This window comes from Deltaproteobacteria bacterium (genome assembly GCA_003696105.1).
GTDB lineage: Bacteria > Myxococcota_A > Polyangia > Haliangiales > J016 > J016.
In genome coordinates, this window is sequence record RFGE01000164.1 from 1 (window position 1) to 21,927 (window position 21,927).

Sequence of the window (21,927 nt, forward strand, 5' to 3'; positions counted from 1 at the left end):
CCCGCGTCGCGGCCGGCGGCGACGGGCGCGCGCCCGCCTCGCCGGCACCGGGCGGTCGCGCGGCTGCGGCGCGCGCCGGCGGACCGCCGGTGACGCCCCCCGCGGTCGCCAGCGCCCGCGCGGCGATCCAGCCGGGGGCGGCGGACGCGAACGCCGTCTCGGCGTCGGCGCGCGGCCGCGCCGTCCGGGCGGCGAGCGCGTCCACCGCGCTGGCCTCGAGCCAGGCCAGTGCCGCGGCGGCGGCGGCACGGCGGGCGGCGCCGGTGCGCGCGACCGCGGCGCCGTCGATCGCGAGCGGTAGGCCGCTGCCGTCGGCTTCGATGTCGAGCACGTCGGCCGCCGCTCGCGCCCATGCGTCGGCGCGGCCGCGCGCGAGCGCGACCGGCGCGACGACGGCCGCCACCCGGTCGGCGAGCGCGATCGGGTCGCTCGGGTCAGGCGGTGCGTCGCGCAGGGCGGCGAGGGCGGCGCGCGCGTCGCGGCCGCGCGCCTCGGCCCAGACTTCCATCGCGGCGGCGGCGGACGCCGCGGCGAAGGCGTCGGCGGCCGCGAGGGCGCGGTCCACCGTGTCGACCGCGGCGGTCGCGGCGCGAGTGCGTGCGTCGTCCGCGCCGCCGGGGCGCGCCGTGGCGGCCTCGATGGCGATCGCGGCGCCGTCGAGGTCGCCGCGCGCGACCGCGTCGATCGAACGCAGCACGAGGTCGGCGGCCGCCGCGAGCGCGAGCGCGTCGGCGAGCCGCGCATAGCTGGCGGCGTCGCGGCCGGCGCGCGCCAGCCGCTCGCCGTCGGCGCCGGCGGCGAGCGCGCCGTCGACCCACGCCGCGACGGCCGCGGGCAGTCTCGGGCGGTGTTTGGCCGACAGCAGCGCGTCCCAGTACAGCGCGAGCTGCAGTCGCAGGGCGCCGGCGCGAGCCCGCACACGCGCGCGCTCGGCGGCCGACAGCGCCATCGCGGCGGGCGGGACCGGGCGCGGCGCGGGCAGGGCGCGGCCGGTGACCGCGTGAAAGGCCGCGCGCAGGTCCCCGGGCGGCGCGGTCGCCGCCGGCGTCGCGGGACCGGGCACCGCCGGCACGAGGGTGCCGTCGGGGGCGACCGCTCCGGCGACGGCGGCGCCGGGACGCGGCGCGGCGCCGGTGACCGCCGCGAGCGCCGCGACGGCGACCGCGCCGGATGCGGCCGCGTCGGCGGCGCCGGGCGGGTCCACCTCGATCCACAACCGGTCGGCCGGCGCGCCCACCGCGTCGGCCGCGGCCAGGCGCGCGAGCGCCGTGGCGGCGGTCGCTGCGGGCGCCGTCCCGTCCGGGCTTCGGTGCGGCGCGCGGCGCACCGGTCGGGCGCGCACGCGGAGCGGCGCGCGGCCGTCCGATACGCGCGCGGCGCCGCCGAGCGGCGCGAACGCCACGACCGCGCCGCGGCCGGGCGTGGTCGCGAGCACGAGGCCGCCGCGCACCTCCGGCACCGCCAGCGGCGCGACGTCCACGACCCGCGGCCGCGCGAGCAACTCGCGCGGCGGCGGCGGAAACCGCGGCGCGCGCGGCGGGCTCGCGCAGCCCGCGAGCGCGGCGAGCGCGCAGGCGGCGCGCCACGCGGGGCCGGTCGGCGGCGACATTTTGTTAGGATAGCGCGAGCTGGGAGGATTGATGGCCCACCGCGTACTCCTCGTCGACGACTCGGCCGCCACGCGCGCGTTCGCCGCGGCCGCGCTCGAGGAGGTCGGCGGGTGGGAGGTGGAGGTCGCCGGGGGCGGCGCCGAGGCGCTGGCGCTGCTCCAGCGCGGCGCGTTCGACGTCGTCGTCACCGACGTGAACATGCCGGACATCAACGGCCTCGAACTCATCCGGTTCGTCCGCGGCCACGAGCGGCACGCCGCGCTGCCGGTGCTCGTGATCTCGACCGAGGGCCGCGACCGCGACGTCGACCGGGCGATGGCGCTCGGAGCGACGGATTACCTCGCGAAGCCGTTTTCCCCCGAGCAGCTCGTGGCCGCGGTGCGCGCGCTGCTCGGCGACCGCACGGGCGAGTGAGCGAGCCGCCGGTGGACGTGCGACGGGAACACGGACCAGAACGGGCGGCGCGCCGCGCGGGCGATCGGGGCGCGGCCGGCGGCGCGACCGCGCGTGCGGAGGTCTGAGCGATGGCGGTGTCGGACAAGGCGCTGAGCGAGTTTTTGGCCGAGGCGCAGGAGATCGTCGACGCGCTGTCGAACCATCTGCTGCGGCTCGACGAGCAGCGGGATCCCCGCGGCGACGCCGAGCCGGACCCGGAGCTGCTCAACGAGTGTTTTCGCGGGGTGCATTCGCTCAAGGGGCTCGCGGGCATGTTCGGGGTCGCGCCGCTCGCGGACGCGGCGCACCGGCTCGAGACGGTGCTCGACCACATGCGGCTCGGCCGCATGGCCGCGTCGGCGGACGTGATCGACCTGCTGTTCGAGGCGGTCGAGCTGTTCGGTCGGATCATCGGCGCGGTCGCCGAGGGCGGCGAGGTCGACGCCGATCGCGTGGCGGCCTACCTGGCCCGGCTCGACGCGGCCGCGGCGGTGTCCGACGCCGGCGATGCCGGCGGCCTCGGCGATTTCGACCTGCCGGACGCGATCTTGTCGGTGCTCACCGAGTACGAGGAGCATCGCCTCGCCGAGAACATCAAGCGCGGCCGCCGGATCTACCTGTTGTCCGCCGCGTTCGATTTGATGGACATCGACAAGGGGCTCGAGCGCGTCAAAGCGCGCATCAAGCCGATCGGCGAGGTGATCTCCTACCTGCCGAGCGCCGACTCGATCGACGACACGGCGATCCAACTCGACGTGCTGGTCGGGGCGGCCGCGACGGCGGCCGAGGTGCGCGCGGCGGTCGACGACCCGGCCGTCGAGGTGACCGAGGTGCGCCGCAAGGGGGACCGGCGCGCGCGCGCGGAGCCGCCGCCGGACGCCTCGCGGAGCGATGCCGGCGCGGCCGGGGCGCCGGAGCCGCCGCGGGCGGCCGGGGCGCCGGAGCCGGCCTCTGCGGCGCGGTCGCGCGCGGCCGCGCCGCCCGCGCCGCCGGCTGTCGCCGCCGACGACCTCGGCACGCTGCGGTCCGTCACCCAGACGGTGCGCGTCGACATCCGCAAGCTGGACGCCTTGATGAATGCCGTGTCGGAGCTGACGATCGTCCACTCGGGCCTGCAGGGCGTGCTCGACCGCATCGCGTCGCGGCTCGATCTCGCCGACGAGGCGCGGGCGCTCACCCGCGAAGTGCGCGCGCTCGAGCGCCGCCTCGCCGAACTGCAGACCGGCATCCTCGAAGTGCGCATGGTGCCGATGCGCCAGGTATTCGACAAGCTCACTCGGGTCGTGCGCCGGATCTCCCGCGAGTCGGGCAAGGAGATCCGCCTGGACATCTTCGGCGCCGACACGGAGCTCGACAAGCTCATCGTCGAGGACCTGTCCGACCCGCTGATGCACATCATCCGCAACGCGATCGACCACGGCATCGAGATGCCGTCGGTGCGCGAGGCGGCCGGTAAGCCGCCCGTCGGCACGATTCGCGTCGGCGCGCGGCCTCAGGGCAGCCGCGTGGTCGTCACGGTGGCCGACGACGGCGCGGGCATCGACCCGGCGCGCGTGGTCGAGGCCGCCGTCGCCCGCGGACTGATCGATCCCGACGCCGCGCGCGACATGGCGGATCGCGACGCGTTCAACTTGCTGTTTCTGCCGGGGATGTCGACGCGCGAGCGCGCCACCGAGCTGTCGGGACGTGGCGTCGGGCTCGACGTGGTCAAGACCAACATCGCGCGCCTGTCCGGCTTGATCGACGTGACGTCGCGCGTCGGCGAGGGAACCGAGTTTGCCATCACGCTGCCGATCACGCTGGCGATCATTCAAGCACTGGTCGTCGCGGTGGCGGGGCGCACCTACGCGATCCCGCTCAACAGCATCGTCGAGAGCTTCGCGCTGGCGCGCGGCGACGTGCAGACCGTCGAGGGGCGCCAGGTGTGCAGCCTGCGCCAGCAGACGCTGCTTCTGTGCCGGCTCGAGGACGTGTTCGGGCTCGACCGTCCCGCCGGCACGACGCGACCGGACGACCAGTACGTCGTCGTGCTCGGCCTCGCGCAACATCGCATCGGGCTCGTCGTCGACGAACTCGTCGGCGAGCGCGACATCGTGATCAAGTCGCTGGGCGCGGCGCTGGCCGACGTGCCGGGCATCGCGGGGGCCACGGAACTCAGCCACCAGCAGACCGTACTCGTGCTCGACGTGCCGGGGCTGGTCGAGGAGGCGCTCGCCGGCGCGGGCGCGTCGGAGGCCGCGTGATGTCTCCGCCGTCCGACGATCTGCGCGCGAAGCTGTCGCAACTGGCGACCGAGGACACGTTCCTCAATGCGTACGCGCGGCGACGCGCCCGATCGGCCACCGGCAGCGAGTGGATCGGGTTTTGCGTCGCCGGCGAGACCTACGCATTGCCGATCGGCGACCTGCGCGAGATTCTCAAGGTGCCGCCGATTACGGAGGTGCCGCGCGTGCCGCGGTTCGTCCTCGGGGTTGCGCCGGTGCGAGGCATGGTCGTCCCGATCCTGTGCATGCGCCGGCGGCTCGGGTTTCCTCCGGCGCCGATCGGTCGGTCGAGCCGCGTGCTCGTGTGCGAGGTCGACGGCGAGCGCTACGGGCTGCTGGTCGACGCGGTGTCGGCGGTCGAGCGGCTGCAGGAGGGGCAAATCGAGCGGTCCCCCCAGCTCGGCGGCGGCGCCGCGGCCGAGTTCGTCGCCGGGATCGGCCGGGCGGGCGCCCGGCTGATCATCCTGCTGGACGCGCGCGCGGTCGTCACCTTTTCGTCGCGGGAGGCGCGATGATGCAGGTCGCCACCTTCTTCGTCGGCGCTCAGGAGTATGCGCTCGACATCCTGCGCATCAAGGAGATCATCGTGCCGCTGCCGATCACGCGCGTACCGCGCGCGCCGGCGTTCATCGAGGGCATCATCGAGCTGCGCGGGGCGGTGTTGCCGGTGATCGATCTGCGCAAGCGCTTCGGGACCGACGCCGGGCCGCCGGCGCGGTCCACCAAGTATGTGCTCGCGACCGTCGCTCGCCACGTCGTCGGCCTGATCGTGGACCGGGTCGGCGAGGTGCTGACTCTCGACGAGGCCGATCTGCTCGCGCCGCCGGAGTTGGCGGTTGGCGAGGGGGCTCGCTTCGTGACCGCCGTGTGCCGGCGAGGCGACCGGATGATCTTCGTGATCGACATCGACCAGGTGCTGTCGGAGGCGGAGCGGTCCGACCTCGTGCGGATGGGGGAGACCGCGTGACCGCGCCGTGCGTGGTGGTCGCGTGCGACGAGCCCGCGGTTCGCGACGCGGCGGTGGCTGCCGTGCGCTCGGCCGGCTACGACGCGATCGCGGTCGACCACGGGGATGCCGTGGTCGCTCTGCTCGACTCGCAGCCGCCGCCGGCGGCGCTCGTCGTCGACGTCGCGTTGCGCGGCCGCGCGGGCTACGAGCTGTGCGACGAGATCGCCGCCCGCGGATTGCCCACCCGCGTGGTACTCGTCGCGTCCGTCTACTCGAAAACGGCCTACAAGCGCAAGCCGGCCGACCTGTACGGCGCCGACGACTACGTCGAGCAGCACCACATCCCCGACCTGCTCGCGGCGAAGCTCGCGCGCCTGGTGCCGCCGCCGCGCCTGGTGCCGCCGCCGCGGCCGCACGATCCGGCTGCGCTGTCGCCGGCCGAACGCCGGGCGGCCGAGCGCTTGCGGGAGCGCGCCGACGAGCGACTGCGCGCGGACGACGCCGGACGCGACGCGCAGGAGCGCGCTCGCGCGCTCGCGCGCGTGATCGTCGCCGACCTCGTGCTCTACAGCGGCCGCGACGTCGGCGCGTGGCGCGCAGCGCGTGGCGGGCGCGATCGGCCGCTGCCGGACCGGCTGTTGCGCGATCTCGACGAGGCGCGCCGGCTGTTTGCGCTCGCGGTGCCGCGCGATGTCGCCGGCAGTCGCGACTACGTACTCGAAGCCCTGATGGAGTTTCTGCGCTCCCGTGGCTGAGCGGCGGCACACAGCAGCCGGGGATGTCGACGCTCGGCGCCGCGCGGTCGCGGCGACGTGGGACGCCGGTGAGGTGATCGCGGCGCTGGCGGACGACAGCTGGCGCGTGCGCAAGGCGGCGGTCGACCGCGCTGTGCGCTGGCACGACGCCGGCGAGATGGCGCGCGCGCTCGTCGACGTCCTGGCGGCGACCGACGACGTCGGCGCCCGCAACGCCGCGCTCGAGGCGCTCGAGCGGCTCGGCGCGCCCGCGGTCGATGCGCTCGTGGCGGCGCTCGAGGTGGACCAGCCGCACCGCAAGTTCCTGCTCGACGCGCTCGGCGGGTTCGCCGATCCGCGCGCGGTGCCGGCGCTCGCGCGCGGACTGGACGACCCCGACCCGAACGTCCAGGTCGCGGCGGCGGAAGCGCTCGGTCGGATCGGCGGGCCGGCGGCGGAGGCGGCGCTGTTGGCCTGCGCGGACCGGTCCGGCGGCATGGTGCAACTCACCGCGCTCGACGCGCTGGCCCAGGCGGGCGCGGTGGTGCCGGCGACGCGCGCGTTGCGCTGGGCGGACGTGCCGGTGGTGCGCGTGAGCGCTCTGCGGCTGCTCGGCAACGCGCGCGACCCGGCCGCGCTGCCCACGCTGGTCGCGGCGCTCGGAGACCGGACGCGCCGCGCGCGAGAGGCGGCCATCGAGGCGCTCGCTCGCTATGTCGACGACGGCGCGACCGACGCGCAGCGGGCGCTCGTCGCGCGCGAACTGCGCGCGCTCGGGCGTCCGGCGGTCGACCACCTGATCGAAGCGCTGGCGGCGCGGCAGCCCGAAGTGCGGCGCGCCGCGGCGCTCTTGCTCGGCGTCGGCCAGCACCGGGCCGCGGTCGCCCGCCTCGCCGAGCTGCTCGGCGATCCCGACGCCGGCGCGGCGGCCGCGCGCGCGATCGACGCGATGGGCCCGGCCGGCCACAGGGCGGCAGCGACTGCGCCGGACCCGGCGGGCGACCTGTCGGACGCCGACTTCGCCGCGCTCGCGGAGCTATTGCGCGCGCGGTGCGGCCTGCAGTTCGAGCGGGACGCCGCCTACCTGCTGCGCCGGCGCCTCGCGCCGCGGCTGGCGGCCGTCGGCGCGGCGAGCTTCCGCGACTACGTCCGCCTGCTGCAGCACGGACCGGACCGCGAGCGAGAACTGGATGCCGTGATCGATGCGGTCACCACCAACGAGACCTACTTTTTCCGCGAAGCGTACCAACTGCGCGCGTTCCGCGACGAGATCTTGCCGACGCTGCGGGCGCTGCGTCCGCGCGGCGACCGGCTCACCGTGTGGAGCGCCGGCTGCTCGACCGGCGAAGAGGCCTACACGATCGCGATGCTCATCGTCGACGCCGGCGGCTTCGACGACTGGGACGTGCGCGTCATCGGCACGGACATCTCGTCGCGCGTGCTCGACGTCGCGCGCGCCGGCCGCTACACGGCCAACTCGCTGCGGTCGTCGGATCTGCCCGAGTTGCGCCGGTTTTTGCGCCGCACCGACGACGGCACCTGGGAGGTCCGCGAGGCGATCCGCGACCTGGTGGTGTTCCATCGACTGAACTTGGTGGATACGCGGGCGGTGCTTCGCATGCCCGACTGCGACGTCGTATTCTGTCGAAACGTGCTCATCTATCTGGATCGCGCGTCGCGCGCGCGGGTCGTGGCGTCGTTTTACGATCGGCTCACCGCCGGCGGCTACTTGCTGCTCGGCCACTCCGAGTCGCTCGTCAACGTCACGACCGCGTTCGAGATCGAAACCCTCCGCAACGACACCGTCTACCGCAAGGTCGGATGACCCGCGACCGCGACATTCGCGTTGTCGTCGTCGACGACTCGGCGTTCAACCGGCAGACGATTACGTCGATGCTGTCGGGCGTCGGCGGCGTCGCGGTCGTCGGTCGCGCGGGCGACGGCAACGAGGGCCTGCGCCTGGCGCTCGAGCGCGAGCCGGACGTGATCACGCTCGACCTCGAGATGCCGCGCATGGACGGCTTCACGTTCCTGCGCATCCTGATGCGGCGGCGGCCGACGCCGGTGATCGTGATCAGCTCGCACGCTCGCCAGGAGAACGTATTCAAGGCGCTCGAGCTCGGCGCGCTCGACTTCATCGCCAAGCCGACCGTGACGCTGTCGCCCGAGCTGCGCGCGATCGAAGCCGAACTCGTCGACAAGGTGCTCCGCATCGGCCGGTTGCAGCGCGTGTCCCTGACCGAGCGCGTGCGCCCGCCCGAACCGGCCGAGCCGGCGGCAGACCGCGCCGCGCCGGCCGCCGCCGAGCCCGACGCGCCGCTGCGCGTCGCGTGCATCGGCGCGTCGACCGGCGGCCCGCCGGCGCTCAAGCAGGTGCTCGGCGCGCTGCCGGCCGGGCTGCCGATCGCGGTGCTCGTATCGCAGCACATGCCGGCGGGGTTCACCGCCGCGTTCGCCGAGCGGCTCGACGCGGCCTGCGCGCTCGACGTGCGCGAGGCGCGCAGCGGCGACCGCGTGCGCGCCGGCCGCGTGCTCGTCGCGCCGGGCGGCGCGTCGCTCGCGGTCGAGCGAAACCCCGACGGCGGCGTGCGCGTTCGCGTCGAGGCGGTCGACGACACCGAGCGCGCGTGGGGCCGCGCGCCGCGCTACCTGCCGTCCATCGATCGGATGATGCAGACGGCTGCGGCGGTCGTCGGCGGCGATGTGCTCGGCATCGTGCTCACCGGGATGGGCGACGACGGCGCCGACGGCGTGCGCGCGATCCGGCGCGCGGGCGGCGCGACCGTCGCCGAGGCGCAAGAGACCGCGGTCATCTTCGGCATGCCGGAGGAGGCGATCCGCACCGGTGCGGTCGACGAGGTGCTGCCGCTGTCGCGCATCGCCGATCGGATCGTGCGCCACGCGCGCGCGCGCCGCTGACCGGCCGATGGTATGATGGAGGCCGCGTGTCGCGCGCCAACCTGGAACAGCACATCGAGGAAGTCGAACTCGAAAACGCCAACCTGGCGAGCCTGTACGTCGCGCTCAGCCAGTTGCATTCGAGCCTCGACGTCAACGAAGTGCTCGGCGTGATCGTGGAAATCCTGCTGAACTTCGTCGGCGCCGACCTGTTTGCCGTGCTCGTCGCCGACGAGACCGGCGTGTTGCGGCCGATCGCCGCCCACGGCGTGGCGCGCGAGCGCGTGCCGGCGCTGGCCCCCGAGGGCGTGTGCGGCCGCGCGCTCGCGACCGGCGAACCGCAGATCGACGACTTCGTCGCCGGCCCGCGCGCGGGCGCGCCCGACGTCGCGCCGCTGGCGTGCATCCCGTTGCGCGCGGCGGGCGAGCCGTTCGGCGCGATCGCGGTGTGGACCTTCTTGCCGCAAAAGGATGCGTTGCGCGACATCGACCGCGAGATTGCGCACCTTTTGGCCAAGAGCGCGGGCACCGCCCTCGAGGCGGCCCGGCTGGCCATGACCGCCCCGCCGAATCCCGGCACGAAGGGCTACTACGAGGCGCTCGCCGCGCTGATCGGTTAACGACATGTCGCTTGTCGCCCTCGTCGTCGAAGACAGCCCCACGATGCGCCAGCTGCTCGTGTTCGCGCTCAAGCGCATTCGCGGTATGCGCACGATTGAGGCCAGCGATGGCGTCGATGCACTCAAGAAGCTGGCGACCGGCGAGCGGCCCGACATCATCCTCACCGACATCAACATGCCGATCATGGACGGGCTCAAGTTGGTCCAACGCGTGCGGGCCGACGACCGCCTGCGCGACGTGCCGATCGTCGTCATCACGACCGAGGGCGGCGCCGAGGACCGCGCGCGCGCGCTCGCGCTCGGCGCCAACGCGTACATCGCCAAGCCGATCCAGGCGCCGCAGGTGCTGCGCCAGGTCAAAGAGTTGCTGAAACTGGCCTGATCGCCGACAGTCGAGGGGGTGGACCTCGACCGCGCGTGCGATCTGTTCCTCGACCACCTGAAGGTCGAGCGGAACTTGTCGCCGAACACGCTCGACGGCTACGCGCGCGATCTGCGCCGGTTCGTCGACGAGTGTGGGCGCAGGTCGGCCGGGGACGTGCGGCCGGTCGACATCGTGGATCATCTCGTGCGCCTGGCGGACGCGGGACTGGCCGCGCGCAGCCGCGCGCGCGCGCTGGTGGCGGTGCGCGGGCTGTTTCGCTTCCTCGTCGCGGAGCGCGCGATCGACGCCGACCCGACCGAGACGCTCGAAGGCCCGAAGATCGGGCGCCGCCTGCCGGACGTGCTGTCGCCGGACGAGGTCGACCGGCTGTTGGCCGCGCCGCCGGCCGACACGCCGCGCGGGGCGCGCGACGCGGCGATGTTGGAGGTGCTGTACGCGACCGGGCTGCGCGTGTCCGAACTCGTGCGCCTCGCGGTCGACGACGTACACCTCGACCGCGGTTACGTCCGCGCGTTCGGCAAGGGGCGCAAGCAGCGGCTGGTGCCGCTCGGCCAGGTGGCGATCGACCGGGTGCGCGCGTATCTCACGGGACACCGGGCGACGTTCGTCAAGCGGCCGGACGAGCCGGCGCTGTTTCTCACGTCGCGCGGCCGGCCGATGACGCGCCAGGGGTTTTGGAAGTTGCTGCGCGGCTACGCGGCGGCGGCCGGCATCCGGCGGCCGATCTCGCCGCACAAGCTGCGGCATTCGTTCGCGACCCACTTGATCGAGCGGGGAGCCGACCTGCGCGCCGTCCAGGCCATGCTCGGCCACGCCGACATCGGAACCACGCAGATCTACACCCACGTCAGCCGCGGCCACCTCGTCGACGTGGTGCGCCGCCATCACCCAAGAGCAAAGTAATTACAGCGGGTTGATGGCGGTTTCGCGCGTCGCGGGTTGCGACTGTCGCACCCGGCGTCCATAGTCGGGGCGCCGTGAGCAGCGGGGGCTTCATCGGAAACATCGGTCCGGACGAGATCAAGTGGCTCGTCCAGGTCATGATCGTCCTGATCCTGTCCATCGCCGTGCACGAGTTTGGCCACGCGTTCGTCGCGGACCGGCTCGGCGACCGGCTGCCGCGCAGCCAGGGGCGCGTCACCCTCAACCCGGTCGCGCACGCCGATCCGATCGGGACGCTGCTGTTTCCCGTGCTCGGATTCGTGTTTTCCGGCGGCCACGGGCTCGGCTTCGGCTGGGGAAGGCCGGTCCAGGTCAACCCGGTGGCGTTCACGCGGCGGTTCACCATGCGCACCGGCCACATGTTGGTCGCCGCGGCAGGTCCGGCGATGAACATCGCGCTCGGGCTCGCGGTGGGCGCCGGCTACGCGGTGCTGGTCAAGACCGGCGTGCTGTCCGCGACCAGCGAGTTGAACGTCGCCATCCAGTACGCGGTGTTCCTCAACTTCATTCTCGCGTTCTTCAACCTGATCCCGGCCTATCCGCTCGACGGCGGCGCCGTCCTCGAGGGCTTTCTGCCGCGGCGGGCGCTTGACACCTGGGAGCAGATCAAGGTCTATGGCCCCTTCATCTTGATGGCGTTTCTGTTCATCGGGCCGCTGCAGCGGCTGTTCGTGGCACCCGCGCACTGGTGCTACGCGTCCTACCTGGAGTTGTGGGGGCTGCGGCCCCTGTTCGGCTGAACGAGGCGACGCGCAGTGACCGACGCCGGCTACTCCGTCGAGCTCGAGGTGTTCGAGGGGCCCCTCGACCTGCTGCTGCACCTGGTGCGCAAGCACGAGCTGGACATCCTCGACATCCCGATCGCGTTCATCACCGAGAAGTACCTCGAGTACCTCGAGCGCATGGAGCAGCTCAACCTCGACGTCGCCGGCGAGTATCTGCTGATGGCCGCGACGCTGGCGCACATCAAGTCGCGCGAGCTGCTGCCGCGCGACGACTCCGCCGACGCCGAGGACGGCGAGGAGGAGGGCGAGGATCCGCGGCAGGAGCTGATCCGGCGGCTGCTCGAGTACCAAAAATATAAGGAGGCGGCCGAGCACCTCGGCGGTCGGCCCGTGGTCGGTCGCAACGTGTGGCCGCGCGGCACCGACCGCAAGACGGCGGTGGCCGAGGACGTGGACCCGCATGCGGTCGCGCCGCTGATGCCGATTCCGGTCACGCGGCTGCTGGCGGCGCTCGACAAGGTGCTGCGCCGCGCGAAGGTCAACCTCGCGCACACGGTGAGCGTCGACCGGCTGTCGGTGTCCGACCGCATCAACCAGCTCGTCGACCGGTTCGAGCGCGAGGCCGAGTTTTCGTTCCAGAGCTGTTTTGCGTTCGTCGAAGCCGGCACGCACAGTCCGGCGCAGCTCAAGCACGAAGTCGTCGTCACGTTCCTGGCGATACTCGAGATGGCGCGGCTCGGCATGGTCGCGATCTCGCAGCCGACCGGCGAAGAGGACATCGTGCTGCGCCGCGCGGCCGATGACCTCCGCGCGCGCGCGGAACGCGTTCACATCGAAGAGGAGCGACATGAGTCGAATGCGACAGAAGCGCAAGGCGAGGGCTAAGGCCGCTCGGGCGGCCGCGGGCGCCGCGTGCGCGGTGGAGGCCGGCGCGGCCGAGGCGGGCGATCGCGTCGCCGACGATGGCGTTGCGGAGGCGGCCGCCGCCGAGCGGGCCGCGGAGCCGGACGGCGCGGCCGCGGAGGCCGCCGCCGAGCCGGGCGGTGATGCCGCGGAGGCGTCCGCCGAGCCGGACGGCGATGCCGCGGAGGCCGCCGCCGAGGCCGCGCCGGCTGCCGAGGCCGCGGCCGAGCCGGACGGCGCGGCCGCGGAGGCCGCGGCCGAGCCGGACGGCGATGCCGCGGAGGCGTCCGCCGAGCCGGACGGCAATGCCGCCGGCTCGGGACGCGACCCCGCGCGGCTCAAGAGCATCGTGGAGAGCCTCGTGTTTGCGGCCGACAAGCCGATCTCGGTCAAGGAGCTGATGCGGCTGTGCAAGGAGCGCGACGAGGCCGCGGTCGAGGCCGCGCTCGCGCAGCTCGAGGAAGGCTACGCCGGCCGGGGAGTCGTCCTGCACCGCGTGGCCGGCGGCTGGCAGTTCCGCACCAGCCCGGCGAACTCGGCGTGGGTGACGCAACTCGTCGCCGGCAAGCCGGTGCGGCTCACGCGGGCGCAGCTCGAGACGCTGGCCATCGTCGCGTACCGGCAACCGATCACGAAGCCCGAGATCGAGGAGATCCGCGGCGTGGACTGCGGCAGCCCCCTGCACGTCCTGATGGAACGCCAGCTCATCCGCGTGCTGGGCAAGAAGGAGGAGCCGGGCCGGCCCCTGCTGTACGGGACCACCCGCGAGTTCCTCGAGTTCTTCCAGCTCAACGACCTGCGCGACCTGCCGACGCTGCGCGAGTTCCACGAACTCACCGAAGACAGCAAGCGCGAACTGGAGAAGCTCGGGATCGACGCCGATGGCGACGATGCAGGCGCCGGCGGCGAGGAGGCGCCGGCCGCGGGCGAGCCGGCGGCGGCGGATGGCGAGCCGGCCGCGGGCGAGGCGGCCGCGGCGGCGGCGGATGGCGAGCCGGCGGGCGAGGCCGTGGAGGCGGCGGCGGCGGATGGCGAGGCGGCCGCGGGCGAGGCGGCGGCGGCGGCGGATGGCGAGGCGGCGGGCGAGGCCGTGGAGGCGGCGGCGGATGACGCGCCGGCCGCGGGCGAGGCCGTGGAGGCGGCGGCGGCGGCCGCGGGCGACCGGCCGTCCGCCGGCGAGGTCGCGGCGCGGCCGATCGGCGTGGACCGAGTCGCCGGCGCGCCGCCGGCCGATCGCGAGACCGCGTGAGCCGCCCGATTCGATTGCAGCGCTACCTCGCCCAGTGCGGGGTCGCGGCCCGGCGGAAGGCCGAGCAGCTGATCGTCGAGGGGCGCGTGCGCGTCAACGGTGCCGTCGTCGACGAGCTGGGCGCGCGCGTCGACCCGGAGCGCGACCGGGTATCGGTGGACGGCAAGGCGGTCACGCCGCAGGACACCATGTACGTCGTGCTCAACAAGCCCAAGGGCTTCGTGACGACGGTCGAGGACCCTGAGGGCCGTCCGACGGTGATGGAACTGCTGCCGCGGTTGCCGGTACGAGTGGTGCCGGTCGGCCGGCTCGATTTCTATAGCGAGGGCGTGCTGCTTCTCACCAACGACGGCGAGTTGGCGGCGCGGCTCCTGTCGTCGCGCTACGAAGTAGAGAAGACCTATCACGTCAAGGTGCGCGGTCACGTCAAGCCGGCCCACCTGCGCGCTTTGCGCCAAGGAGTTCGCCTCGACGACGGCTCCATCACCAAGCCGGCCAAGGTCGACCGGTTGCCGGCCGCGAGCAAACACGACTGGTTCGTGGTCACGCTCACCGAGGGCAAGAACCGCCAGGTACGCCGCATGTTCGAGGCGCTCGGGTACGGTGTCACGAAGCTGCAGCGGGTCGCATTCGCCGGCATCACGTTCCACGGCCTGCGCGTCGGCGACGCGCGCGAGCTGTCGCAAGCCGAGGTCGACGCGCTCCGGCGGCTCGTCAAGCTGCCCGCGAACACCGTGTCGCGCGGCGTCTGGGCGGCGCGCCGCGAGGAGACAGACCGGGCGCGCCGCGCGCGGCGGGCGCGCGCGGCGGACGCGACGCGCGAGGGAGCGGCGGCAGGGCGCGCGGCGCACGGCGGTCGCGGTCGCGGTCGCCGATAGACGGTCGGCGCGGCGCCGGGCGGCGCGGCGGCGGACGCCGCCCGCGCGCGCGTGCGTGGGCGGCTGCCGGGCGCGCCGCGCACCGTCCGCGGCTCGCCCGGCGGCGCACGCGAACGGGAGGCGGCGCGGGCGACCGCGCGGGGCTCGCCGTGGTACGGTCGGCGGCCCGATGGAGCTTCGCACGCTGACCGTCCTCGACTCGCTCCAGCCCCAGCTCACCGGCTTTTTGCAGACGGTGTCGCAGGGGTTCATGCCGCTCGAATACCAGGCGTCGCTGTTCCTCGAGATTGCGCCCGGGATCGCGATCAACCGGCTCACCGACGTGGCGCTCAAGGCGACCCGCGTGCAGCCCGGCATGCAGATCGTCGAGCGCGCCTACGGGTTGCTAGAGGTGCACGACGCCGACCAGGGCGAAGTGCGCGCGGCGGCCGCCGCCATCCTCGACAGCGCCGGGATGTCCGAACAGGACCGCCTCCGGCCGCGCGTCGTCTCGTCGCAGATCATCACCGGGCTCGACGGCCACCAGGCGCAGCTCATCAATCGAATGCGCCACGGCGACATGATCGCCGCGGGCCAGGCGCTGTACATCCTCGAGGTGCATCCGGCCGGCTACGCGGCGCTGGCCGCCAACGAGGCCGAAAAAGCATCTCCGGTCCAGCTGCTCGAAGTGCGCACGTTTGGCGCGTTCGGGCGGCTGTGGATGGGCGGCGGAGAGGCCGAGATCGCCGAGGCGGCGCGCGCCGCCGAGAGCGCCCTTGCGGATGTGACCGGCAGGGACAACACTGAGTCCACATGAAATCGACCGTTCGCTGCACGCGCGGGCTCGCCGGTGGCGAGTCACACGCCGCCCGCGCGGTCGTGCGGCGGCTTGGGCCGGCGGCGCCGCCGGCCGGCAGGGACCGCGTCCTGCAGCGACCCACGACGTACGGAGCCAAATGACCGAACCTGCACTGCGCACGACGCTCCCCCGCGCGCCGTTTTCGCCGGGAGGTGACCACGAGATCGACGCACGCATCGCGGAGAAGTTGCTCGCGATCGCGCTGCGCGACGGCGGCGACTACGCGGACCTGTACTTCGAGTACCGAATCGGCGCCGACTACGTGCTCGAGGACGAACGCATCAAGACCGTCGGGCGCGGCGTATCGGTCGGCCTCGGTGTTCGCGTCGTCAAGGGCGACGCCACGGGGTATGCGTACACCGAGGATCTGTCCTTCGACCGCATGGCGCAGGCGGCGCGGACCGCCGGCCAGATCGCGGCGGGCGGCGGCTCGCACCGCACCTTCCGCATCGAGGCGTTCGCGGTGCCGAACCGCTACTCGGTGCAATCCCTGTCGCTCGAGGCGCCGCCCGCGGACAAGCTGGCGCTGTTGCGCGCGGCCGACCGCGCGGCGCGCGCCTACGACCCGCGGATCGTCAAGGTCGATGTGTCGTTCGTCGAGCAGCTCAAGGAGATTCTCGTCGTCACGTCCGACGGGCGAATGACGCGCGACGTGTTGCCGATGGTTCGCTTCGGCGTCCATACGGTTGCGGAGGAGGGGAGCAAGCGGCAGTCGGGCCGGTCGGGCGGTGGCGGGCGGTACGGACTCGAATACTTCGACGCGCCCAACCACACTCCCGAATGGCACGGCCGCGAAGCCGCCCGCATCGCGATCGCCATGCTCGACGCGCGCGATGCGCCGGCGGGCGAGTTCGAGGTCGTCCTCGGGCCGGCCGATTCGGGCATCCTGTTGCACGAGGCGGTCGGCCACGGTCTCGAGGCCGACTTCAACCGGAAGAAGACATCCAACTACTCTGACGCCATCGGCCAGCAGGTCGCGTCGCCGCTGTGCACCGTGGTCGACGACGGCACGATCGACCACGCGCGCGGTTCGATCAACGTGGACGACGAGGGCAACGCCAGCCGATCCAACGTGCTGATCGAAAACGGCGTGCTCGTCGGGTACATGCACGACCGCATCTCGGCGCGGCACTTCGGGGTCGACCCGACCGGCAACGGCCGCCGCCAGTCGTTTCGCCACATGCCGCTGCCACGGATGACGAACACCAGCTTGTTGCCGGGGGAACACTCGCCCGAGGAGATCCTGCGGTCGGTCAAGTTCGGAGTGTACGCCAAGCGCTTCTCCGGCGGGCAGGTCAACATCTCGAACGGCGACTTCGTGTTCTCGCTCACCGAGGGCTACTTGATCGAGGACGGCCGACTCACCGCGCCGCTGAAGGGCGTCAACCTGATCGGCAACGGTCCCGACGCTCTGCGCAAGGTCACGATGGTCGGCAACGACTACGAGCTGTCGGACGGCATGTGGACGTGCGGCAAGGACGGCCAGTCGGTCCCCGTCGGCGTCGGTACGCCGACCGTCAAGATCAGCAAGATCACCGTCGGCGGAACGCAAACCGGCTGACCGCGACGCGGAGCATTCATGACGACACGACGACGTACGCCGCGGCGGGACCTCACCGCCGAACTTTCGGACATCGCGCAGCGCGTGGTCGACCTGGCGCGGCGCGCTGGCGCGGACGACGCAGAGGTGCTGGTGCGCGACGGCGCCGAACTCACCGTCAAGGTTCGGCTCGGCGAGCCGGAACTGGTGCAACAGGCCGGCAGCCGCGCGCTCGGCCTGCGGGTCTTCAAGGACCGCCGCGCGGCCACGACCTACACGTCCGATCTGCGCCCCGACGCGCTCGCCGCATTCACGCGGGACACGGTCGCATTGGCCGAGCTGTCGGAACCGGACGACCTCAACCGGCTGCCGGACCCGGGCGAGCTGGCTCGTGACGTGCCCGACCTCGAGCTGTTCGACCCGTCGGCCACGGCGATCGACGCCGCAGAAGCGCTGCGCCGCGCGAAGGCCGCGGAGAAGGCGGCGTTCGCGTACGACCGCCGGGTGACCAACAGCGACGGCGCCACCTGGTCGCGCAACGTCGGCGCCGTGGCGTTTGCGACGTCGGGCGGGTTTTGCGGCGCGTACCGCGGCAGCTACGCGTCGCTGTACGTCGAGCCCGTGTGCGACGACGAGGGCGGCAAGAAGCGCAACGGGTATTGGTGGACCGCGAGCCGGTTCGTCGCCCAACTCGACGACCCGGAGTATGTCGGGACCGTGGCGGCGCAGCGCACGGTGGCCCAGCTCGGCGCGCGCAAGGTGGACACCTGCGAGGTGCCGGTCGTGTTCGAACCCGAGGCCGGACGCGCGATCCCGGGGTTGTTGTTCTCGGTCGCCAACGGCGCGGCGTTCTACCGCAAGGCGAGCTACCTGATCGGCCGCGAAGGGACGCCGGTCGCGTCGCCGCTGGTCACGATCGTCGACGACCCGCTCATTCCGCGGGCACCCGGCTCACGACCGTTCGACGGCGACGGGTTGCCGACGCGCCGCAACACGATCGTCCGCGACGGTGTGCTCGACACGGTGCTGTGCGACGTCTACAGCGCGCGAAAGCTCGGCCGAGCATCGACCGGCTCGGCGGGGCGCGGCGTCGGCGGCAATCCGGCTCCGACCACGAGCAACCTGATTCTGTGCGCCGGCGAGGGCGACCGCGACACCATCGTCGCCGCCACGGACCGCGGTCTGTACGTCACGTCGATGATGGGGTTCGGGTTCAACCCGGTCACGGGCGACTTCTCCCGCGGCGCCGCGGGATTCTGGATCGAAGGCGGGGAGATCGCGTTCCCGGTGGCCGAGGTGACGATTTCGGCCAACTTCGACGACCTGCTGCGCCGTATCGATCGAGTGGGGGCGGACGTGGACACGCGCTCGTCGACGCAGGTCCCGACGTTCCGCGTGTCGCACATGACGGTAGCGGGCAAGTAGCGGACCGACGGCGGTCAGAACGTGACCACCACGGCGTTGTTGGACTCGTCCGCTTCGGCGATCGCGTCGTCGGAGTCGACACGGGCGGTCACGGCGAAGCTGCGGTCGCAGCCGGGGTCGCCGAGCAATCCGCATGTGATGTCGCCCGTGACGGCGCACGCACCGGGGCCCGGCACGGCGAACGCGGCGGGCGTCGCGTAGGCCTGCTCGGGCGCCGCCAGCTCGACCCGAAATCGGCCGGGCGCGGTGGCGTCTCCGTCGTTGCAGAACTCCACGCGGTAGGCCGTCGTCGTGCGCGTGACGCCGCGGACGATCAGGTCGGGCAGGGGCGGGGCGCCGTCGCGCCATGCGGCGTCGGGCGAGGCGTCGGGCGGCGGCGCGTCCGGCGGAGGCGGGGGGGCGTCGGGCGGTGCCGCGGCGTCCGGCGGCGGCGGGGGCGCATCGGCGCGCGCCGGACCGGCGTCCGCGCTGGGTCCGGTTCCGTCGCCGCACGCGGCGATCGCCGCGGCCATGGCGACGGCGACCCGGCGGCGTGCAGGGTTCATCGCCGCCAGCTTATCGCGACCCCGACAGCGGAGCCAGGCGGGCGAGCAGCGCGTCGTGAGCGACGCCGTTGGACGCGATGAACCCGAGCGCATGGGCATCCTGATCGGGGCTGTAGCGCAGCGGCCGGCCGAGCGGGTCGCTGAACCGGCCGCCGGCGAGCCGGACGATCGCTTCCGGGGCGCACGTGTCCCACGTCTTGGCGCGCGGCGCGAGATAGACGAATGCGTCGCGCAGGTCGGCGGCGATCTGGACGAGTCGGAGCGCGAGGGAGCCGAACCGCGGGCCGGTCGTGCGCACCTGCGCTACGTCGGCTACCGTCGAACAGACGAGAGGGCGCGGCGGACGGCCGGGTTCCGTGAGGGTGGCGCCGACACCGGCGGCGCCCGCGTACATGCGGTCGCCCTCCGGTTGGTACACCACACCCAGCACCGGGCGACCGCGTTCGGCCAGTCCGATCAGCACCGAATACCCGGCGTCGCCCTGCGCGTACGCTTTCGAGCCATCGATCGGGTCGACGAACCAGATCCGTTCGTGGTCCGCGCGCGCCGGGGCGTCGGCGCCTTCCTCCGACACGATCCCGTCGTCCGGGAACGCATCGCGCAGTCGTGCGACGATCAGCCGCGACACGGCGAGGTCGGCGTCGGTGACCAGTTCGCCGTCCGGTTTGCGATCGACGGACACGCCTGCGGCGCGCATGCGGGCGGCCAGCGCGCCCGCCTCGCGCGCGATCGCGCGCGCGACATCCAGTTCGGCGGTTATTGCGCCACCTCCGCGACGCTGTTGGAGATCACGACACGGCCGTCCTGCGTGGTCGTCTGGATGACGTACCGGCCCGGCTCGACGCGCCAACCGCGGGTGGTGAGCGTGTCACCGGGCATGACGACGCCGGAAAACCGCGCGGCGAACGACCGGAATCGCGCGGGATCGCCGCCGCACGCCCGCTTGAGGATCGCGCGGCCGGCGAACCCGTAGGTGCACAAGCCGTGCAGGATCGGCCGATCGAACCCCGCCATCTTCGCCACCTGCGGCGACGCGTGCAGCGGATTGTAGTCGCCGGACAGACGGTACAGCAGCGCCTGCTCCGGGCTCGTCACCTCCGTGACCTCGAAGTCGGGCTCCGCCCCCTCCGGCGGGTCCGCCTTGAGCGCCTCCGGACCGCGGTCGCCGCCGAAGCCCCCTTCGCCGCGCACGAAGATCGAAAACACGTTCGTGAACAGCGGGTCGCCGGCCCGATCGCTGGTGTTGGCTTCGACCACGGCCAGCGCCCCCTTGCCCTTGTCGTAGATGCCGGTCACGGTCGCGACGGTCGTCATTTCCCCCGCCGGAGGGATCGGGCGGTGGAGGATGACCTTCTGCTCGCCGTGGAGGACCTGCGTCGGGTTGGCGCCGAGCTTGCTGGTCACGCTCACGAGCGCGGTGAACGACGGCACGACCGCAAAGGTCGGCAGCACCTTCGGGCCGTTCATTTCGAACAAGAAGTCGAGTTCGTCGGCGGCTTTCGCCCCGACCCCGAGCGCGTACAAGATCGTGTCTTTCCAGCCGTACGTGAACGTCATCGGGTCGGACTGCACGCCGACTAGGTCCAGGTTGATCGCCATCGTGTCCTCCTCGCAGGCCGCATTATTGACCACAACCGGCGCGCGGCGCGCGGCGGTCGGAGACACAAATGTTCGCCGCCCCGGTCGGCGGTGCAAGCCGAACCGGAGATCTTCGGGCGCGATCGCCGGCTACGCGGACAGCAGTTGGCGCGCGATGTGCAGGATCTGGATTTCGTCGGTGCCGCCGCCGATTTGCAGCAGCTTGGCGTCGCGCATCAGCATTTCGACGCGGTACTCCCGCATGTAGCCGTTGCCGCCGAGCACCTGGATCGCCTCGAGCGCGCATTCGGTCGCCGCCCGCGCACAGTACAGCTTGCATGCGGACGCTTCGCCCGCCGACATCCGCTTGCCGTGCTTGGCCATCCACAGCTGCTTGAACATCAGATTGCCGACGTTCTCGAGGTGCATGTACATCCGCGCCAGCTTCTCCTGAATGAGCTGGTACTCGGCGATCGGCTTTCCCCACGTCCGGCGTTCTTTCGCGTACTCGACGCTCACTTCGAGGCAGCGCTCGATGATGCCGTAGCACATCGGCGCCATGCCGGTGCGTTCGCTGTGAAATACGTCCTTACCGCTGTCGCGGCCGATTTCGCGTTCCTTTTCGCCGAGCAGCTGATCCGCCGGCACGAAACAGTCCTCGAGAAAGATCTCGCCGGTGGGCGAGGCGTGCATGCCCATCTTGGCCATCGGCGGCGGTGTGGTGCATCCCGGCGCGCCGCGTTCGACGATGAACGCCTGGATCGGCCGGTCGCGCAGTGGCGTGCCGTCGCCGCGGTCGATCTTGGCGTAGACGACCAACACGTCGGCGTACGGCGCGTTCGTGATGAACGTCTTTTGTCCGTTGAGCACGTAGCCGCCGTCGACCGGGCGCGCGACCGTACGCATCGACCCGAACGCGTCGGAGCCGGCGCCCGGCTCGGTCATGCCCCACGCGCCGATCTTGTCGAACTTGAGGATCGGCAGGCCCCAGCGGCGCTTTTGTTCCCAGGTCCCCTTGTTCATGATCGCGCCCCCGGCCAGACCCATTGATGCGCCGAACGCCAGCATGAACCCGGGGCACACGCGCGACAGCTCGATGCTCAGCAGCGCGCTCATCGCCGGATCGGTACCGGCCAGTAGGCCGCCGCCGCTGCGCCCCGTCGCGCCGTCGCCGCCCGCGTCGCGTTTGCGCTCCGCCTCGGCGAACGCGGCGTCCACCATGTCGTCGATGCGGAACGCGCGGACGAAGTCTCGCATCAGCTCGTAGGGGGGCTCGCCGGCCTCGAGCGCATCGACCTTTGGCTCCAGCTTGTCGGTGCACCACCGGCGCACCATCTGGCGGATCATCTTGTGTTCTTCCGTGAACTCGAACATGCGTGTCCTCCGCTTGCGGCCGTTGGACCGTTGTG

At 72.8% G+C, this 21,927-nt stretch carries 22 protein-coding genes; 17 read left to right on the top strand and 5 right to left on the bottom strand.

Annotated elements, in window-relative coordinates:
• Positions 1-1,609, bottom strand: a 1,609-nt coding sequence (locus D6689_10940) for a hypothetical protein (GenBank protein RMH41455.1), incomplete at its 3' end; no start/stop codon positions are given.
• Positions 1,610-1,640: 31 nt separating this feature from the next.
• On the opposite strand from D6689_10940, the gene D6689_10945 reads away from it, so the two are divergent.
• From D6689_10945 to D6689_11025, 17 genes are all read left to right on the top strand, one after another.
• Positions 1,641-2,024, top strand: coding sequence for a response regulator (locus D6689_10945; GenBank protein RMH41456.1), 384 nt, complete (start codon positions 1,641-1,643; stop codon positions 2,022-2,024).
• A gap of 110 nt (positions 2,025-2,134) precedes the next feature.
• On the top strand, positions 2,135-4,288 hold the full coding sequence (locus tag D6689_10950) for a chemotaxis protein CheA (protein RMH41457.1): 2,154 nt from the start codon (positions 2,135-2,137) through the stop codon (positions 4,286-4,288).
• Entirely contained in the window at positions 4,285-4,824 is a 540-nt protein-coding gene (locus D6689_10955) for a purine-binding chemotaxis protein CheW (protein ID RMH41458.1), read from the top strand. Before D6689_10950 ends, D6689_10955 begins: the two co-directional genes overlap by 4 nt.
• Positions 4,821-5,276 (top strand): chemotaxis protein CheW, encoded by a 456-nt coding sequence (locus tag D6689_10960; GenBank protein ID RMH41459.1) that lies wholly within the window; start codon positions 4,821-4,823, stop codon positions 5,274-5,276. Before D6689_10955 ends, D6689_10960 begins: the two co-directional genes overlap by 4 nt.
• Positions 5,177-6,013 (top strand): response regulator, encoded by an 837-nt coding sequence (locus D6689_10965; GenBank protein RMH41460.1) that lies wholly within the window; start codon positions 5,177-5,179, stop codon positions 6,011-6,013. Before D6689_10960 ends, D6689_10965 begins: the two co-directional genes overlap by 100 nt.
• Positions 6,006-7,817: a hypothetical protein gene (locus D6689_10970; protein ID RMH41461.1), complete on the top strand. Its 1,812-nt coding sequence runs from the start codon at positions 6,006-6,008 to the stop codon at positions 7,815-7,817. Before D6689_10965 ends, D6689_10970 begins: the two co-directional genes overlap by 8 nt.
• Complete coding sequence (cheB, locus tag D6689_10975) at positions 7,814-8,911, top strand: chemotaxis-specific protein-glutamate methyltransferase CheB (protein ID RMH41462.1); 1,098 nt, start codon at positions 7,814-7,816, stop codon at positions 8,909-8,911. The genes D6689_10970 and cheB overlap by 4 nt, the downstream gene beginning before the upstream one ends.
• Positions 8,620-9,510 carry a GAF domain-containing protein gene (locus tag D6689_10980; GenBank protein RMH41463.1) on the top strand — a complete coding sequence of 297 codons (891 nt, stop codon included), beginning with the start codon at positions 8,620-8,622 and terminating at the stop codon, positions 9,508-9,510. The genes cheB and D6689_10980 overlap by 292 nt, the downstream gene beginning before the upstream one ends.
• A 4-nt stretch (positions 9,511-9,514) precedes the next feature.
• Positions 9,515-9,892: a response regulator gene (locus D6689_10985; GenBank protein ID RMH41464.1), complete on the top strand. Its 378-nt coding sequence runs from the start codon at positions 9,515-9,517 to the stop codon at positions 9,890-9,892.
• A gap of 18 nt (positions 9,893-9,910) precedes the next feature.
• A complete protein-coding gene (xerD, locus tag D6689_10990) occupies positions 9,911-10,798 on the top strand; it encodes a site-specific tyrosine recombinase XerD (GenBank protein ID RMH41465.1) in 888 nt (295 codons plus the stop codon).
• A 74-nt stretch (positions 10,799-10,872) separates the two neighbouring features.
• Positions 10,873-11,577, top strand: a complete 705-nt coding sequence (locus D6689_10995; GenBank protein RMH41466.1) for a site-2 protease family protein — start codon at positions 10,873-10,875, stop codon at positions 11,575-11,577.
• Between the two features lie 15 nt (positions 11,578-11,592).
• A complete protein-coding gene (locus D6689_11000; protein RMH41467.1) occupies positions 11,593-12,447 on the top strand; it encodes a segregation/condensation protein A in 855 nt (284 codons plus the stop codon).
• A gap of 34 nt (positions 12,448-12,481) precedes the next feature.
• The gene (scpB, locus tag D6689_11005) at positions 12,482-13,714 is read left to right on the top strand and encodes an SMC-Scp complex subunit ScpB (GenBank protein ID RMH41468.1); all 1,233 of its coding nucleotides are present in this window, start codon (positions 12,482-12,484) and stop codon (positions 13,712-13,714) included.
• A gap of 8 nt (positions 13,715-13,722) precedes the next feature.
• Positions 13,723-14,592, top strand: coding sequence for an rRNA pseudouridine synthase (locus D6689_11010; GenBank protein RMH41483.1), 870 nt, complete (start codon positions 13,723-13,725; stop codon positions 14,590-14,592).
• A gap of 169 nt (positions 14,593-14,761) precedes the next feature.
• Positions 14,762-15,388 (top strand): hypothetical protein, encoded by a 627-nt coding sequence (locus D6689_11015; GenBank protein ID RMH41469.1) that lies wholly within the window; start codon positions 14,762-14,764, stop codon positions 15,386-15,388.
• 139 nt (positions 15,389-15,527) lie between these two features.
• The gene (gene tldD / locus D6689_11020; protein ID RMH41470.1) at positions 15,528-16,991 is read left to right on the top strand and encodes a metalloprotease TldD; all 1,464 of its coding nucleotides are present in this window, start codon (positions 15,528-15,530) and stop codon (positions 16,989-16,991) included.
• An 18-nt stretch (positions 16,992-17,009) separates the two neighbouring features.
• Positions 17,010-18,395, top strand: coding sequence for a TldD/PmbA family protein (locus D6689_11025; protein RMH41471.1), 1,386 nt, complete (start codon positions 17,010-17,012; stop codon positions 18,393-18,395).
• Between the two features lie 14 nt (positions 18,396-18,409).
• Here the strand turns inward: D6689_11025 and D6689_11030 are convergent, their stop codons facing one another.
• From D6689_11030 to D6689_11045, 4 genes are all read right to left on the bottom strand, one after another.
• A complete protein-coding gene (locus D6689_11030; GenBank protein ID RMH41472.1) occupies positions 18,410-18,940 on the bottom strand; it encodes a hypothetical protein in 531 nt (176 codons plus the stop codon).
• A 10-nt stretch (positions 18,941-18,950) separates the two neighbouring features.
• Complete coding sequence (locus D6689_11035) at positions 18,951-19,790, bottom strand: 3'(2'),5'-bisphosphate nucleotidase CysQ (GenBank protein RMH41473.1); 840 nt, start codon at positions 19,788-19,790, stop codon at positions 18,951-18,953.
• On the bottom strand, positions 19,697-20,539 hold the full coding sequence (locus D6689_11040; protein RMH41474.1) for a 3-alpha,7-alpha,12-alpha-trihydroxy-5-beta-cholest-24-enoyl-CoA hydratase: 843 nt from the start codon (positions 20,537-20,539) through the stop codon (positions 19,697-19,699). The genes D6689_11035 and D6689_11040 overlap by 94 nt, the downstream gene beginning before the upstream one ends.
• Before the next feature lie 129 nt (positions 20,540-20,668).
• Positions 20,669-21,892, bottom strand: a complete 1,224-nt coding sequence (locus D6689_11045; protein RMH41475.1) for an acyl-CoA dehydrogenase — start codon at positions 21,890-21,892, stop codon at positions 20,669-20,671.
• Positions 21,893-21,927: the final 35 nt, after the last annotated feature.

Excerpts from the sequence above, each read along its gene's own strand:
- D6689_11015 (RMH41469.1), top strand. The coding sequence starts at position 14,762 with ATGGAGCTTCGCACGCTGACCGTCCTCGACTCGCTCCAGCCCCAGCTC.
- cheB (RMH41462.1), top strand. The coding sequence starts at position 7,814 with ATGACCCGCGACCGCGACATTCGCGTTGTCGTCGTCGACGACTCGGCG.
- D6689_11030 (RMH41472.1), bottom strand. The coding sequence starts at position 18,940 with ATGAACCCTGCACGCCGCCGGGTCGCCGTCGCCATGGCCGCGGCGATC.
- tldD (RMH41470.1), top strand. The coding sequence starts at position 15,528 with ATGACCGAACCTGCACTGCGCACGACGCTCCCCCGCGCGCCGTTTTCG.
- D6689_11045 (RMH41475.1), bottom strand. The coding sequence starts at position 21,892 with ATGTTCGAGTTCACGGAAGAACACAAGATGATCCGCCAGATGGTGCGC.
- D6689_10985 (RMH41464.1), top strand. The coding sequence starts at position 9,515 with ATGTCGCTTGTCGCCCTCGTCGTCGAAGACAGCCCCACGATGCGCCAG.
- D6689_11025 (RMH41471.1), top strand. The coding sequence starts at position 17,010 with ATGACGACACGACGACGTACGCCGCGGCGGGACCTCACCGCCGAACTT.
- D6689_10950 (RMH41457.1), top strand. The coding sequence starts at position 2,135 with ATGGCGGTGTCGGACAAGGCGCTGAGCGAGTTTTTGGCCGAGGCGCAG.
- D6689_11040 (RMH41474.1), bottom strand. The coding sequence starts at position 20,539 with ATGGCGATCAACCTGGACCTAGTCGGCGTGCAGTCCGACCCGATGACG.
- D6689_10960 (RMH41459.1), top strand. The coding sequence starts at position 4,821 with ATGATGCAGGTCGCCACCTTCTTCGTCGGCGCTCAGGAGTATGCGCTC.
- D6689_10945 (RMH41456.1), top strand. The coding sequence starts at position 1,641 with ATGGCCCACCGCGTACTCCTCGTCGACGACTCGGCCGCCACGCGCGCG.